The organism is Synechococcus sp. CC9311 (genome assembly GCF_000014585.1).
GTDB lineage: Bacteria > Cyanobacteriota > Cyanobacteriia > PCC-6307 > Cyanobiaceae > Synechococcus_C.
Map to the genome: position 1 here is coordinate 1,827,504 of NC_008319.1, position 13,299 is coordinate 1,840,802.

General features: G+C 49.0%; 17 protein-coding genes. 9 read left to right on the top strand and 8 right to left on the bottom strand.

Annotation, left to right across the window (positions count from 1 at the left end):
• Positions 1 to 67 precede the first annotated feature (67 nt).
• Positions 68 to 874, top strand: coding sequence for a lipopolysaccharide assembly protein LapB (locus tag SYNC_RS09455; protein ID WP_237699199.1), 807 nt, complete (start codon positions 68 to 70; stop codon positions 872 to 874).
• Here the strand turns inward: SYNC_RS09455 and SYNC_RS09460 are convergent.
• Positions 840 to 1,145, bottom strand: coding sequence for a hypothetical protein (locus SYNC_RS09460; RefSeq protein ID WP_011619970.1), 306 nt, complete (start codon positions 1,143 to 1,145; stop codon positions 840 to 842). The two genes, SYNC_RS09455 and SYNC_RS09460, sit on opposite strands and share 35 nt — an antisense overlap.
• Positions 1,146 to 1,205: 60 nt before the next feature.
• Between SYNC_RS09460 and xth the strand changes: the two genes are divergently transcribed.
• A complete protein-coding gene (gene xth, locus SYNC_RS09465) occupies positions 1,206 to 2,030 on the top strand; it encodes an exodeoxyribonuclease III (RefSeq protein ID WP_011619971.1) in 825 nt (274 codons plus the stop codon).
• A 37-nt stretch (positions 2,031 to 2,067) separates the two neighbouring features.
• On the opposite strand, the gene SYNC_RS09470 is transcribed toward xth, so the two are convergent.
• Positions 2,068 to 3,582: an FAD-linked oxidase C-terminal domain-containing protein gene (locus tag SYNC_RS09470; protein WP_049750350.1), complete on the bottom strand. Its 1,515-nt coding sequence runs from the start codon at positions 3,580 to 3,582 to the stop codon at positions 2,068 to 2,070.
• A gap of 94 nt (positions 3,583 to 3,676) precedes the next feature.
• Here SYNC_RS09470 and hemL point away from each other — a divergent pair, with 94 nt between their 5' ends.
• The 3 genes from hemL (at position 3,677) to SYNC_RS09485 (ending at position 7,179) form a co-directional block, all read left to right on the top strand.
• Positions 3,677 to 4,978: a glutamate-1-semialdehyde 2,1-aminomutase gene (gene hemL, locus SYNC_RS09475; protein ID WP_041426648.1), complete on the top strand. Its 1,302-nt coding sequence runs from the start codon at positions 3,677 to 3,679 to the stop codon at positions 4,976 to 4,978.
• A 149-nt stretch (positions 4,979 to 5,127) separates the two neighbouring features.
• Entirely contained in the window at positions 5,128 to 6,216 is a 1,089-nt protein-coding gene (locus tag SYNC_RS09480; RefSeq protein ID WP_237699200.1) for a carbohydrate porin, read from the top strand.
• Between the two features lie 6 nt (positions 6,217 to 6,222).
• Complete coding sequence (locus tag SYNC_RS09485; RefSeq protein WP_011619975.1) at positions 6,223 to 7,179, top strand: DUF481 domain-containing protein; 957 nt, start codon at positions 6,223 to 6,225, stop codon at positions 7,177 to 7,179.
• 223 nt (positions 7,180 to 7,402) lie between these two features.
• On the opposite strand, the gene SYNC_RS09490 is transcribed toward SYNC_RS09485, so the two are convergent.
• Positions 7,403 to 7,897: a YajQ family cyclic di-GMP-binding protein gene (locus SYNC_RS09490; RefSeq protein WP_011619976.1), complete on the bottom strand. Its 495-nt coding sequence runs from the start codon at positions 7,895 to 7,897 to the stop codon at positions 7,403 to 7,405.
• 315 nt (positions 7,898 to 8,212) lie between these two features.
• On the opposite strand from SYNC_RS09490, the gene SYNC_RS09495 reads away from it, so the two are divergent.
• The gene (locus SYNC_RS09495) at positions 8,213 to 8,455 is read left to right on the top strand and encodes a hypothetical protein (protein ID WP_011619977.1); all 243 of its coding nucleotides are present in this window, start codon (positions 8,213 to 8,215) and stop codon (positions 8,453 to 8,455) included.
• A 43-nt stretch (positions 8,456 to 8,498) separates the two neighbouring features.
• Here the strand turns inward: SYNC_RS09495 and SYNC_RS09500 are convergent, their stop codons facing one another.
• The 4 genes from SYNC_RS09500 to SYNC_RS15045 all read right to left on the bottom strand — a co-directional run bounded on the left by SYNC_RS09500 (position 8,499) and on the right by SYNC_RS15045 (position 11,257).
• Complete coding sequence (locus tag SYNC_RS09500) at positions 8,499 to 8,813, bottom strand: hypothetical protein (RefSeq protein ID WP_237699201.1); 315 nt, start codon at positions 8,811 to 8,813, stop codon at positions 8,499 to 8,501.
• Between the two features lie 221 nt (positions 8,814 to 9,034).
• Positions 9,035 to 9,379, bottom strand: coding sequence for a hypothetical protein (locus SYNC_RS09505; RefSeq protein ID WP_041427065.1), 345 nt, complete (start codon positions 9,377 to 9,379; stop codon positions 9,035 to 9,037).
• Positions 9,380 to 9,630: 251 nt separating this feature from the next.
• On the bottom strand, positions 9,631 to 9,870 hold the full coding sequence (locus tag SYNC_RS09510) for a hypothetical protein (RefSeq protein ID WP_011619980.1): 240 nt from the start codon (positions 9,868 to 9,870) through the stop codon (positions 9,631 to 9,633).
• Positions 9,871 to 11,050: 1,180 nt separating this feature from the next.
• The gene (locus SYNC_RS15045; RefSeq protein WP_011619983.1) at positions 11,051 to 11,257 is read right to left on the bottom strand and encodes a hypothetical protein; all 207 of its coding nucleotides are present in this window, start codon (positions 11,255 to 11,257) and stop codon (positions 11,051 to 11,053) included.
• 220 nt (positions 11,258 to 11,477) lie between these two features.
• Here SYNC_RS15045 and SYNC_RS09520 point away from each other — a divergent pair, with 220 nt between their 5' ends.
• The 3 genes from SYNC_RS09520 (at position 11,478) to SYNC_RS09530 (ending at position 12,697) form a co-directional block, all read left to right on the top strand.
• Positions 11,478 to 11,714, top strand: coding sequence for a hypothetical protein (locus SYNC_RS09520; protein ID WP_011619984.1), 237 nt, complete (start codon positions 11,478 to 11,480; stop codon positions 11,712 to 11,714).
• A gap of 412 nt (positions 11,715 to 12,126) precedes the next feature.
• Positions 12,127 to 12,315, top strand: coding sequence for a hypothetical protein (locus SYNC_RS09525; protein ID WP_237699202.1), 189 nt, complete (start codon positions 12,127 to 12,129; stop codon positions 12,313 to 12,315).
• A gap of 22 nt (positions 12,316 to 12,337) precedes the next feature.
• Positions 12,338 to 12,697, top strand: coding sequence for a hypothetical protein (locus SYNC_RS09530; RefSeq protein WP_237699203.1), 360 nt, complete (start codon positions 12,338 to 12,340; stop codon positions 12,695 to 12,697).
• Positions 12,698 to 12,942: 245 nt separating this feature from the next.
• Here the strand turns inward: SYNC_RS09530 and SYNC_RS09535 are convergent, their stop codons facing one another.
• Positions 12,943 to 13,272 carry a DUF3104 domain-containing protein gene (locus SYNC_RS09535; RefSeq protein WP_011619988.1) on the bottom strand — a complete coding sequence of 110 codons (330 nt, stop codon included), beginning with the start codon at positions 13,270 to 13,272 and terminating at the stop codon, positions 12,943 to 12,945.
• Between the last annotated feature and the right edge of the window lie 27 nt (positions 13,273 to 13,299).

The following is a 13,299-nucleotide window of genomic DNA, read 5'->3' on the forward strand; positions in this document are numbered from 1 at the left end:
TGCCTTCATTAACTCTAGCCAGCTCAGGGGATTCGATACAAAGTGGTCTGAGCACTCCCCATGCAGATTGCCAGGCGCTAACGGACTACAGGCGGTTCGAAATCGATGGTTGATGGGGTTGGGACTTCCTTTGGCCCTGCTAACAGGCTGGCTTGTAGCCCAATCAGCTCATCAAAATCCAAAGTCCGAGCAGAGCAATCAACAACAAAAGGCACGCGTCAAGCCTCTCAAACGTCCAACCGAAACCAAGCTTCCTAAGGCCATTGAGGTAGAGCAAAGGCTGGAGCAACGCGCCCTCTCCAATCCTCGCGAGTGGCGTTGGCGCTTGCTCCTAGCCCAAACGAAGCTCCAACGAGGTGATCGTGATGGAGCCAGGCGTGAGCTCATCACCCTTCAAGCCCTATGGCCAAATCGCCCAGAAGTACAGGACCTCCAACTGTTGTTGGATGTGGGAACAAAGCGCCAGGCCACCGCTTTGGGTCAGACAAGCGATCGTTTCAAGCAAACCCCAAAAGGCCAAAGACTCGCGCTTGGATTGCGCCTTGCTGATCTGCAACGCCTCTCCGGGCAAGACGATGCAGCCATCGCCACCTACCGCCTGATTGCCGCGGAATCTCCTAAAAGCATGGAGCCTCTGCTCGCTCTCGCTCTTCTCCATCGAGATAAGGGCCAGAGTCTGCAATCTCAAAAGGTGCTGCTCAGGGTCCGCAACCGGCTGTCTATCAGTGAAGAGAACAAACAAGCCCTCGATCAGCTAGCGGTGCGCTGGCAACTTGATTCCTTCCGAAAGGGTGCAGATAAAACGGCAAAACCTGGCGCAACCGTTCTGCCCTCTCCGACTAAGGCGCGGGCTGAGACAACTCCAAATCCTTAAGCGCTGCATCGATGGCGTCTGATGGCGGGGTGGCGTCATTCATGGCATTGGCCCTGCGCAACCGATTCATCAATTCCATCGGATTGGTGGCATCCAACACCGACTCCTGGTCTTTCTGACCGGGCACGGTCTGGAACACATCACGTTGCTGGGGGGACTGATAGCCGCTACTCGTGGAGCTTTCCTGAGCCAAAACTTCCGCAGAGGTCACCAGCGACAGCACACTGATAATTCCAAGAAGATGAGGTCTTAACGAGGTACGCGATGGCACGTTCTCAGCTCCAAAACAACGGCCTGATGCTAAGGGTCACCTTCAGAAGCCGCATCATCCGTGCAAATCGCCAGCTGGAATGTCAATTCAGTGCGAACCCGACTGGATCATGTTCTGAATTGGCTTGAGCACTCGGAAGCAGACCTGCTGGCATTGCAGGAAACCAAGGTGGACGATCCTCAATTTCCACTTGAGCCGTTTCTCCAGAGGGGATATCAAATTCATATTCACGGACAGAAGGCCTACAACGGGGTTGCACTGATCAGTCGCACACCACTGGAAGACGTGCGGATGGGTTTCAGCGCAGAACTTCTTGACGACGCAGAAGCCAAGGAACTTGGTGCTCAAAAACGCGTCATCAGCGCTCTCATCGATGGCGTACGGGTAGTGAATTTGTACGTCCCCAATGGATCGAGTCTCAGCTCGGATAAATACAGCTACAAGCTCAGCTGGCTGTCCTGCCTGGAGCGCTACTTGAGGGCCATCCAAACCAGAGATGAACCGCTTTGCGTGATGGGAGATTTCAACATTGGACTTGAAGCGAGAGACCTTCCTGATCCAGATCGTTTAACAGGGGGGATCATGGCCTCAGATCGCGAGCGGAACGCCTTGAAAGCGGCCTTAGGTCCTGATCTTCAGGACGCATTTCGTCTATTCGAACCGAACAGCGGCCATTGGAGCTGGTGGGATTACCGCAGTGGTGCTTGGGATCGAGGTCGTGGCTGGCGCATCGATCACATCTATCTCGATGAAACGCTTCGGGCAGTAGCTCGAAGCTGTTCGATCGACAAGCAAGAACGGGGACGCATCCAACCCAGCGACCACGCACCTGTGGTTGTTGACCTCGCCTGGGACTTCGAGGACGACGAAGAGATGGAGGACTGAGTTCAGCCCAGAATGTTGTTTGAAGACAACCCTTCGTTCAATACACAATGGCTTCTTCTGGAAGCGATTGTCCCTCTGCTTGCAATTGCACGGAACGTCGCAACGACTCGCCGCAGCTCTTTGGTGTCGGAAAAATTTTTCCGGGGTTGGCACGGCCAAGCGGATCAAAAGCAAGCCGAACCCATTGCATGCTGATCAGATCTTCAGCGCTGAACATTTGGTCGAGATAACAGCGTTTATCGCTGCCAACTCCGTGTTCACCGCTGATACTCCCACCGACCTCCAGGCAAAGATTCATGATCGCGCCGCCGAGAGCTTTCACCCGTTCATTCACACCCTGCTCTGACGAGCGATACAAGATCAAAGGATGAAGGTTTCCATCACCGGCATGGAACACATTCGCCACCACTAGACCGTGTTCGGCACTGAGCTGATCGATGGCCTCGAGAACCCTTGGCAGAGCCGTACGTGGCACCACACCGTCTTGGAGGTAATAACTGGGATATTGCCTGCCGAGCGCTGAAATGGCACTTTTACGGCCTTTCCAGAGACGGGCACGATCCTCTTCACTCCAGGCTTCACGGATCGCGCCAGCCCCAGCCTCTCGACAAAGGGCCGTTGTGACCGTGACCGCTTGCTTGACCTCCTGTTCCTGCCCATCGAGCTCAATCAATAAAACAGCTCCAGCCTCCGGCGGATATTCCTCTTCTCCAAAGGCTTCATTCACCGCCTGAATGCAGGTCTGATCCATGATTTCCAGACCAGCCGGCAACACCCCCGCGCGAGTGATCAAGCGCACTGCCTCTCCAGCGGCCTGCATGGACGGGAAATCTGCCAGCAACACTCCAACAGCATCGGGAGCACGCAACAAGCGCAGGGTGATCGCCGTGGCAATTCCAAGCGTGCCCTCACTCCCAATAAACACACCCCGAAGATCAAGCTCAGCCGCATCGCACAACGAGGTACCAAGGCGCGTGGGTGTGCCATTTGGCAGCACTACATCCAACGAGAGCACATGGTTGCTGGTGACGCCGTACTTCAAGCAATGCACACCACCTGAATTTTCAGCGACATTGCCACCGATGCTGCAAACCACCTGACTCGAAGGATCTGGGGCGTAATAAAAGCCATCACCAACAACCGCACGACTCACCCAGCTATTGATCACACCGGGCTCCACCGTGATCGTCTGATTGTCGAGATCAATGTCGAGAATTCGGCGCATCCGACTGGTCACGACCAACAGCGCTTCTTGCTCAACCAACGCACCACCTGAAAGCCCCGTGCCACTCCCTCGAGCCACAAAAGGAATGCCCAGGCGATGACAACACGCCAAAATTTGGGCGACCTGTTCGGCCGTTTCCGGCAACACCGCAAGTCTCGGCATGTGCCGATCCATGGTGAGACCATCACAGTCGTAAGACAACAATTCTTGCCGTTTCGCGACCACAGATTTGGAGGGAAGAAACCCTCTCAATTCCCGCTCAAGCGCTGGCCAGTCGTAGTTCACTGATGACGTGCCGAACAGTTGCAACTTAGGCAGTTTTGTCATCAATTCTTAGGCTTCAACTACAGAAAAAACACATCGGGCCGATCTTGGGTCAAGATGTTGCACGGTTTGCAATTGCCCTTTGGCTCCCGTCCCCGTGACTGCTTCCAACCTGAACACCAGCCACTCCGAAGCCATTTTCAGTGCTGCCAAGGCTCTGATGCCCGGCGGCGTGAGCTCTCCGGTGCGCGCCTTCAAGTCGGTTGGCGGACAACCCATCGTGTTCGATCGGGTTAAAGGTCCTTATGCCTGGGATGTCGATGGCAATAAGTACGTGGACTACATCGGCAGCTGGGGGCCAGCCATCTGCGGTCATGCTCATCCAGAGGTCATCAGCGCTCTCCAAGAGGCGATCGAAAAAGGCACAAGCTTTGGTGCTCCCTGCGCTTTAGAGAACACCCTGGCCGAGATGGTGATTGAAGCCGTCCCAAGCGTTGAGATGGTGCGCTTTGTGAATAGCGGCACGGAAGCCTGCATGTCGATGCTGCGCCTGATTCGAGCTTTTACAGGGCGAGACAAAATCATCAAGTTCGAAGGCTGTTACCACGGCCATGCGGACATGTTCCTCGTCAAAGCTGGCTCAGGCGTGGCAACACTCGGTTTGCCTGATTCCCCCGGAGTGCCAAGGAGCACCACAGCCAACACGCTGACAGCTCCGTACAACGATCTGGAATCGGTCAAGCAGCTCTTCGCTGAGAATCCCGACGCCATTGCTGGCGTGATTCTCGAGCCGATTGTGGGCAATGCAGGTTTCATTCAACCTGAACCTGGGTTTTTGGAGGGCCTGCGAGAACTCACCAAAGAAAACGGAGCACTTCTCGTCTTCGATGAAGTGATGACTGGTTTCCGCATCAGCTACGGCGGCGCTCAAGCACACTTTGGAGTGACTCCCGATCTCACCACGATGGGAAAGGTGATTGGAGGAGGATTACCCGTTGGTGCCTATGGCGGTCGCAAGGAGATCATGGAAATGGTCGCCCCAGCGGGTCCTATGTATCAAGCAGGAACGTTGAGTGGCAATCCCTTGGCAATGACGGCTGGGATCAAAACACTTGAATTACTTAAGCAGCCAGGAAGTTACGAAAAGCTCACTGCCACAACAGAACGCTTAATTCAAGGAATCCTGGATGCAGGTAGAGAAGCAGGTCTTCCAATCACCGGTGGAAGTGTTGGAGCCATGTTTGGTTTCTTCCTTTGTGAAGGTCCAGTCCGAAACTTCGAAGAAGCGAAGGCAACCGATTCAGTACGGTTTGGACTACTGCACAGAGCAATGCTGGAACGAGGTGTATACCTTGCACCCTCAGCCTTTGAAGCTGGTTTCACGTCTCTTGCTCATTCAGATGAGAACATTGACGCGACCATCCAGGCCTTCCGAGACAGCTTCGCTGCAATCTCCTGAATAGAACGAGGCTAAAGACTCAATTTATCGCGAATGCGATCCTGAGTTTTGGTTTATTTTTTACTGGAGCTCAAGCCAACGATGCGGACACATCTCGGCCACAACCTCGATGGATTGATTTAAATCTAGATTTCACTGCTCAACCTGTAGTGGGAGTTGCAGGTGGACTAGAGCCATCTTCAAGTAGTTGGATGCAACAAGTTGCCGCGGGACTCACCCTCAGCTCGGGCCTAAACAAAAACCGGAGCAGCTGGACAGGCTTAGATCACTGGCAGATTCATTTGACACTGAGTCAGTTTGCCGGCAATCCAAATCTCAACGAACAACTAGGAACAGACTATCCGCTACAAAGTTTGGTCACTCCAACAGGCACGTGGATCACGCAAGCATCAGTAGAACGAATCGAAAGTGATAACAAAATAGACTGGAGCATGAATGCTGGAGTAATCACAATCGGAAACAATTTAATGGATATACCTGTCCTTGATTACTACATAAATGACACATTAGACACACCCTACAATCTATCTGTAATTGGCTACCCAATCACGCCGCTTACTGCCACAGGAGCACAAATAGGCTTGCACCATAATCAGCTTGGAAGCCTTGATTATGCATACTACAACTTAGACAGGACGCGTCAAATTGCTGCCGCTCTAGGGGTTACACCGATGACACCGAAGCTTGAAGGCAACCTACAACTTTTCCAGTGGTCGATCAATCCATTAGCCAACTCAAAACAGAGAAAAGCAAAGGAAGAAGAACAAAATATGCCAGAGTCACTTATTCAATTGGGCGGTTACATTTCATCTACCAACTTAAATATAAACTCAAATAAAAACCTGGGCGAAGGCATCAATCGAGGTATTTACGGCACAGTAACTTGGCCAATATCGCTACCAATTGGGCAAGACAGCCGGATTTGGATATCTAGCAGCCTCAGCCTAGATCCAAACAACAACCCATTAGCAAGCTATACAGCGGCAGGACTTCTAAGCCAAGGCATCTTGGATGGCAGGCCTCAAGACGTGCTGGCAATAGGCTTCAACCGAAACGGATTCAGTCGAAGCATTACCCCCGACCAAAGCTACGAAGGGGTCATTGAAATCAACTACAAGATACAAATCTCTGAACGCCTACAAATACAGCCACTTATGCAATGGATCATCAACCCCTCTGGGTTAGGATCTCAACCAACAATCTGGGCAACAGGAGCTCAAATCAACTTCTCTATTTAAGATCGCATGGAGATACAAGCATCAAGCCTATTCTCTATCTTGAGACAAACCGCCTGCCTCTCGCTTGCCTGCAATGCAACAGCAATGCTCCTTCTCATTGGCAGCACAAGGAGCGGGCTGGCAGAAACCGTAACTTTAATCCTCAGCAACGGTGACAAAATAAAAGGAACATTGATAAAAAGCGAAAGCAATGAGCTAACAACAGTTATCAATCATCCCAGCCTTGGGAGACTCGAAATTCAAGCCAATTCTCTGAAACCCAAGCCAAAGAGGAAGCGCTGGACAGGCAGCTTCTCAGCTGGAGTAACTGGCTCAAATACAGACCGAGACTATGATCTCGACAGCACATCTCAACTGATTACACAATACAAGGACGAGGTAAACCTACTTACCTTTAAAGCCAACACAGAATATGACATTTCAAGAAACGAGGATCAGAAGGAAAGGTCGACTGATACCAACCAAGGGCAAATCGACTTACGATATTCATACACATTCTCAGGAAAACTGAGTGCCTATGCATCTAATACCTATGAGTACGACATGCTGAATCAAGTTGGCAAAAACAATCTTATCAATTCGATTGGACTTGGATATGACCTCATCAAAACGGATACAACAACCCTCAACCTCTCGGCAGGCCCTTCTGCACAGAGCATCTGGGGAGGACCTGGGTGCAATGCTGATCAATACTGTGGCAACACTTACGCAGCAAGCAGTGCCCGAATTGGTTTCGACTGGGTGCCAAACAACTACTTCAATCTTTCGCTAAGCAACCAATTCACAGGCTCATATGTAGACGGAGTGTCTCCTAGCAATAATTTTTCAGGAACAATTAAAATTTATCCCTTTGGTGACAAAAAGCTTTTCACATCACTCAACGGACAACTCATTTACAATGCACTAACCAGTCCACAAATAGACAATAGTTTTTCATTGCAGTTTGGCACACAACTTTTTTAAGACTGCTCAGCTACTCCCTAACTACGGCCATTCAACAATATACGATCGCCTAGAGAAAGAAGATCATAAGGAGACAATACCAGCGCCGAAAGCAATGATTATAGCGCTAAATTGAAACGCCAAAGGGTTGACCCGCAGGGCATTGCAGCTTGTCAACAGCAAGCTGCAATCGAGGATTACTAAATATTAGACTTCAAGCAGAAATTAGAGAAGAAACCTAGATTCAGCGATAATTTTCAAATTGAAGCGGAACATCTAGTTCTTCTTCCTTGCTTTTCACGAGTTGAATCGCAGCCTGAAGATCATCCTTACTCTTGCCCGTAATACGAAGACTTTCCCCTTGAATCGCAACCGTGACCTTCTTCAATTCATCGCGGACCATTTTGCTGAGCTTTTTGGCAAGCTCTTGACTGAGCCCCTTTCGCAATTGAACAACCTGCTTCACACGATTCCCCCCAACAGCTTCAGGAGTTTGGAAGTCAAAAATCTTTAGAGAAAGATCTCGCTTTGTTGCTTTAGTCCTCAAGATATCTTCAACTGCCTGCAATGTCATGTCACTAGCTGTGGTAATGACCACTTCCGTTTCCGCTAGATCAATCTCTGTACCTGAGTCCTTAAGGTCGTAGCGATTTCCAACATCTCGGCGGACTTGATCCAGAGTATTAACCAGCTCCTGGCGGTCAAAATCTGAAACCACATCAAATGAATATGACGCCATAGTGCTGTGCTGCTGATCCGAACAGGTCTTCGCTCAACTTACTCACGTTGAGCGATTATGGCAGGGTTAACAAACAAACTCAGAGCATTACTGACGGTTCTGGCACTGAAAAGCAGAATTTCAGGGTCCTAAGCCCGAAAGCCAATGCAATGCCCATGCCATGTTGAGCCCGACCTAACAGAACAAACCTACAAAAACCTCCAAATATTGAATCAATATTATTTTAAAAGGGTTTACGAAGGATTGAGATTAAGGATGCTTCGCAACTAAATTACAATTGCCAAAGACTACCAAAGTAGTATTTTCAGGATCTCCATGACAACACCTCTCGATCAGGCACGCGACATTGCCAATGAGATGGAAAAACTCGCGGATCAGCTCAAGCCTAATGTAATTCGAGCCGCTCGATCTGATGAAGAGGGACGCAAAAATCTTGATCGTCTTGAATATGCTCTTGGAACGATTGGGAAGGCTCTCATCCTTACTGACTACAGCATGGATGAACAAAAAGATCTCGATAAACTCGAAGAATTCAGAGAACTGCATGGCAGGAAATAAGACAGTGAAGTCCTCAGATGCCCTTCTCAAACAAAAAACCACGCTATGGATTGGCCCCATCTGATGCAGCTTGCTCTAAATCTTTCCAGGTCAAATCAATCAAAGGCAGTGCTTCATCAATTTCTTGTTTCAAGCATGAGGCCTCATCACTTAGCCCCTGCTCGATCAACTGCTGATATTTCTTGTATTGGTTGACCCAGATCAGGATCGTGGGGGTGCTGTTCGTCATGCTTCTAGTGTGGCGCAACATTCCATCAACAGGGGCTGGTGATGAAATGCCATTGGGCATCAAATCAAAGCTCAAGCTAATCGATTCATCCGCTTGTAAGGCCTGGATGCGTAAGACCTGACTTGCCATCTTGCGAGTCAAACCTGCCTCAAAGGGGATTAGGGGCCGATTCCAGCAACAACAGCGTTTTCCATTTTATGGGCGCTGATAATCACAGTGTAATCAAAGACAGAACTCTGAACCCAAAAACTTGATCAATCACCTCAACGAATCAAAAGCATTCAACGGGCTTAGAGGAATCCAACCATGCCTTTCAAAACGATTGTCAATCAAAGCGCCCAAGCAAGACGCTAGAAATCATGTTTCTCACCCTCAACCACCATCGCAACCAATAAAGGCCAGTAGCGATAGCTCGATCGAATCAAGAGAGCCCAAATGAACCAGAGAAGCCAAAAATTAACGCTTTCATCGATGGCTTGAGCGCAGTCCTGTTGCAGCCGCTTGGCCACAGAACTTGAAACTTGCTGCTGCAACGACCGATTCATTGCTGCGCACACCCTTCCTGCGGGAAGACGGAACAATTCTGCAGAGAGCCAGGCTGGAGCCAAAGCCACTGGGATCGCAACCAACCATCTGCCGACAAATCGCTCTAAAGAACGACTCGGCACAATGCGTCTCGGCTTGGAAGAGGGCATCAAACGCCAATCCAGACGCACAATGTCCTGAAATTAGAAACGACTGGTCAACTAGACCAGCGGATTGACATCAAGCGAAAGCTTTCTCATCAGTTATGCGTTGACAAACCACGCTGTCCAACGATTAAGGACTCAGCATCACACAGCTCGATTCACAAAGCACATTGACGAACGTCGTTCGAAACAACAAATCAAGCAAGGCATCCATACTCTCAGAAAGTTTTACTTAAGTTGGATTTTGATGCCCTTGACTATTTAATTTGACGTTTAAACGTATAGCAACCACCATGATACCCAGTGAAGGGCTGTGCATAGGTAATCAGTTCCCAACCCTGCTGTCCAAGCTCGTTCATCAATCCCACCAAAGTGACATCATGCTGTGGATGTCTTCGAGAAATCAACTGCTTTTCATCAAGCCAAAGTTCCTCGATTTCTCCAGTCCAAGACTTTCCTTTCGGAACAAAACGCAATTGCGTGTATTCCCAAGTCATTGAGGTAAGCCATCATCGCATTGACTGTAAAGCAAAGATCGAACCGACAAACCGTAGACGGCACAATCTCAATCCACTACAAAGCAGCTATTGCACCTGAAGCACGGGCAACCATGTGCTTCACGCCATTCAGACCAAGGGGTAAGCGTTGGAGTCTTAACCCTCAGCCAACAACAAATACGGCCGTCATAAAGACAGCAGAAATAGCTGCTAGAAAGCTGCCAATACCTGCAGCTTGAATCCAGTTTGGGCTCATCAAAAGTCCTCGATGCCTTTGTTCTGGCTCAAGCCAAGCTCTGACATCAAGGTCTGTTCTGAAACGGAAACGAAAAAGCAATCAGAAGAAGAGAGGCCGCCCCTCCCGGATGGAAGAGACGGCCTAGCGCGCTCGTTTGTACATATCGCTAGCCAATGTCCAGTGAGTGTGTATCGGAGAAGCGTGAACCTCGAAACGACAACAGTGAACAGAAAGAGAAGTACGAAGCGTCTGGCGTTCGGCGCCTGGGGCCTGGTTCCTAAGTGGTGAGTGGTTGAACTCCTTAGGGCACCTGGTTCGGTGCAGATGGAGTGTCGATCGACGTGGCGCTCAAGAGATTGCCTACCGAAGGACGGAACTCGCCGTTGGGTGAAAAAACTGTTGGAGCAGGGGCCAAGTGGTCAGGCTGCTTCTCTGATCTGCTCAGGTGGAGTGTCGGCCGTCATGGCTCCTCCGATTTCGATACACAAAGTGTGGCTTAGACGGGTGGATAGCGCATCGGTGCAATGGCGCATTGCCATCAGAAACAAAACCGACCACATTAGGAGTGGCGTGCATTAAAACTCCATCCACTCTGAGCTGGAATAACACCTCACCAACATTGATCTAGCGACTGCTGATCAAACTTTCAGCCATCATCAAGCTTTGGGGTGAATGACTCAGAACTTCGTCATCGACGATCCACTCGCTCAGACGGGAAGCAACTGGACAAAACCTCAAAAAACTAAGTTCACTTTTCGCGTAAGTCGAAAAGAGCTGGTCTGTTGCTACAAAACATTTGGAGCCACAGACAGAATACCAACAGCGAGAATAAATCGTAACCTCCCTCCATTTTCTTTATCATCTTGCTGTCTCACGACATCAATAAAGTAAAACATGAGATGTCCACCAGAAAGCGATGAATGATTCAGATTGACTGATCAACTACTCGACCAAGTTCAAAGCTTTTAGCACTTTCAAGCGAATCCCTCCAAGTTTTTCCCAAGCAACCAAAGCATCGGCCTTGGAGGCATAAGGCCTCCAATCGTCTTCGACAATACGCCGTTGAATGTGAGCCGCTACGCGTTGAACAACTGCTTTATCACTAGGCCGATCGAGATGGATCGTTGTTTTGTTTAACTCAACATCCATATCAGTTCGAGTCTCCTCGCAAAGAGAGGAATTTGCGGCTGTGGATTACAACCTTAATCCAGCGTCGCATCGTCGTGCCGTATGGCGCCCCTCAGCCTGCTTTGACGCTGAGGAAGGGTTTTCCCTCGATCCAGTAAAAACACTTGGGAGATCAGGACCGTAACCGTACCTCTAACCGAACAGCAGTTACGGATCCAAACTCAATAGATTCGCCTGAACGTTGAAAAAACCAATGATTAACCACCGTTTGTCAATCGAACAAAAGTTTCAACTCGAAGCAGCTTTTAGAGAGATTGATGCTTGCGATGACATTGAAAGACTTCGTGAGATCACCAAAGCAATTATCACAGCACAGGAAAATGAGAAAGCTTTTGCAAGAGAAGCCATTTCACGAATGCGTCATGAAATAGAGGCACAAGCAACCTCTACTTTTGGATTCAATCGCGTAGCAGACTAAGCAATAATTAATATAATCTGGATTAACATACCACCATTATTCAGCACCGCATCTTAGACGCAATAGTCAAAAACCTTCACCAGACTCACGATCACACATGTAATTCGCAAAAATCAATTGCAGCTAGCCCAGAAAACTTGACCTTAAACTATTCAAAATCTCCCATTATGATAACATTCGGTCGCTAATGACCACCTCATTCCCTCGAATTGACTCAACAATCAACATCGATTTGTCTTCAGAACTCTTGCTCCAGCTTACGTAAAATCAATTGAGTTGATGACTGAGATCAATCAACAACTCGAGGCGCATATGCTCACGCAACAGCAGACAAACATGACAACAACTAGAGATTGAGGCATAAAGAGGTGACACAGCAAACCCAAACATGCAACTACCTAAATGGGAAATAATGACGGACGAGAGTCAAATGATGGTTAAGAAGACCGCGATTGGCTTAGGCATTGGTATTTTGGTGGTTTCGGTTGCTTTGGGGTTCATCAAAGCAACGCTTCCGATTATTATCCTTGGCGGAGCAGGCTATTTAGGCTGGAAGAAGGTCCTCAACAAAAAACAGTGTTGGTTGCTGTTTAGTCCATAGAACTGCGGCATTGCATCAAAGGATGGCAAGGAGGGATCGCTACGATCCCTTCACGAGCAACCGATCAACACCTGCAGTGCTATCAGAAGAGTTTGACTATTCGGCTTCCATTTCATGGATGGACATCAGGGAAAATTTACCTTTCATCGATCCAGAGAATCTCTCGTCCCAAGATGTATTGGAGGTACTTCTGCATCTCTTTCGGCAAAAACCCGGCTTTATTGACCGGGGGAACGAGATTAATAACAAGGAAACAGCCTGGGTGAATGCATTACTGTTTCGACTCACGCCTGCTATCGATCACGACGGACTGCCCGCCTTCGTCGTGGAGGTCATCGGCTCCAGTGTCGACCGAATGGCAAATCTACGTTCAGAATCTTGAACACTATCAAAAAGATGAACGAAACCTAAGACTCTCCAGGCAAGGCATATCAATCAAGAATCATTCAACCTTGGAAGCCAAATCAAAGGAAGTAACAAACATCATTCTTCCCAATCAACAAGAGAGGCTTAGGTTCCAAAGAAGCGAAAAGAAATCAATACAGTTTGGATGAATTGCCAACCCTTTCAAGCAAGTTGAGATTCAGATCAGGTTCCAAGAACATCAGATTTCTATCTTCTATTGATTTAACAGCCCTTTGACAATTGGTAGCACTCATGGGAACCGAGTTGCAGACCATCCAGCGATCGCACAATGTGCTTGACCTCATCACCGTTCACCCAATGGATGAAGCCATCGTCTACATCTGAGACTTGAAACATTGTGTTCACCATCGGATCCCTGGATCCTCCTTCACAGAACACCACCTGTCCCATCCACCAATTGCCATCAACCTTGGATGCATCGTGGTTCTCCGCCTGCACAATGACAAAGTCGCCAGTATTCACTCCCAAGAATGCGGGAGCATCCTGGCCAGCACACTGACTCCGGCCCCGGAGAGAACGATCAACAATCACTAGTACTCCTGCACTATTTGTCGAGTT

Coding starts and splice junctions, on each gene's coding strand:
- SYNC_RS09470 (WP_049750350.1), bottom strand. CDS start 3,582: ATGACAAAACTGCCTAAGTTGCAACTGTTCGGCACGTCATCAGTGAAC.
- SYNC_RS09485 (WP_011619975.1), top strand. CDS start 6,223: ATGGAGATACAAGCATCAAGCCTATTCTCTATCTTGAGACAAACCGCC.
- SYNC_RS09490 (WP_011619976.1), bottom strand. CDS start 7,897: ATGGCGTCATATTCATTTGATGTGGTTTCAGATTTTGACCGCCAGGAG.
- SYNC_RS09495 (WP_011619977.1), top strand. CDS start 8,213: ATGACAACACCTCTCGATCAGGCACGCGACATTGCCAATGAGATGGAA.
- SYNC_RS09500 (WP_237699201.1), bottom strand. CDS start 8,813: ATGGCAAGTCAGGTCTTACGCATCCAGGCCTTACAAGCGGATGAATCG.
- SYNC_RS09505 (WP_041427065.1), bottom strand. CDS start 9,379: ATGCCCTCTTCCAAGCCGAGACGCATTGTGCCGAGTCGTTCTTTAGAG.
- SYNC_RS09510 (WP_011619980.1), bottom strand. CDS start 9,870: ATGACTTGGGAATACACGCAATTGCGTTTTGTTCCGAAAGGAAAGTCT.
- SYNC_RS15045 (WP_011619983.1), bottom strand. CDS start 11,257: ATGGATGTTGAGTTAAACAAAACAACGATCCATCTCGATCGGCCTAGT.
- SYNC_RS09525 (WP_237699202.1), top strand. CDS start 12,127: ATGACGGACGAGAGTCAAATGATGGTTAAGAAGACCGCGATTGGCTTA.
- SYNC_RS09530 (WP_237699203.1), top strand. CDS start 12,338: ATGGCAAGGAGGGATCGCTACGATCCCTTCACGAGCAACCGATCAACA.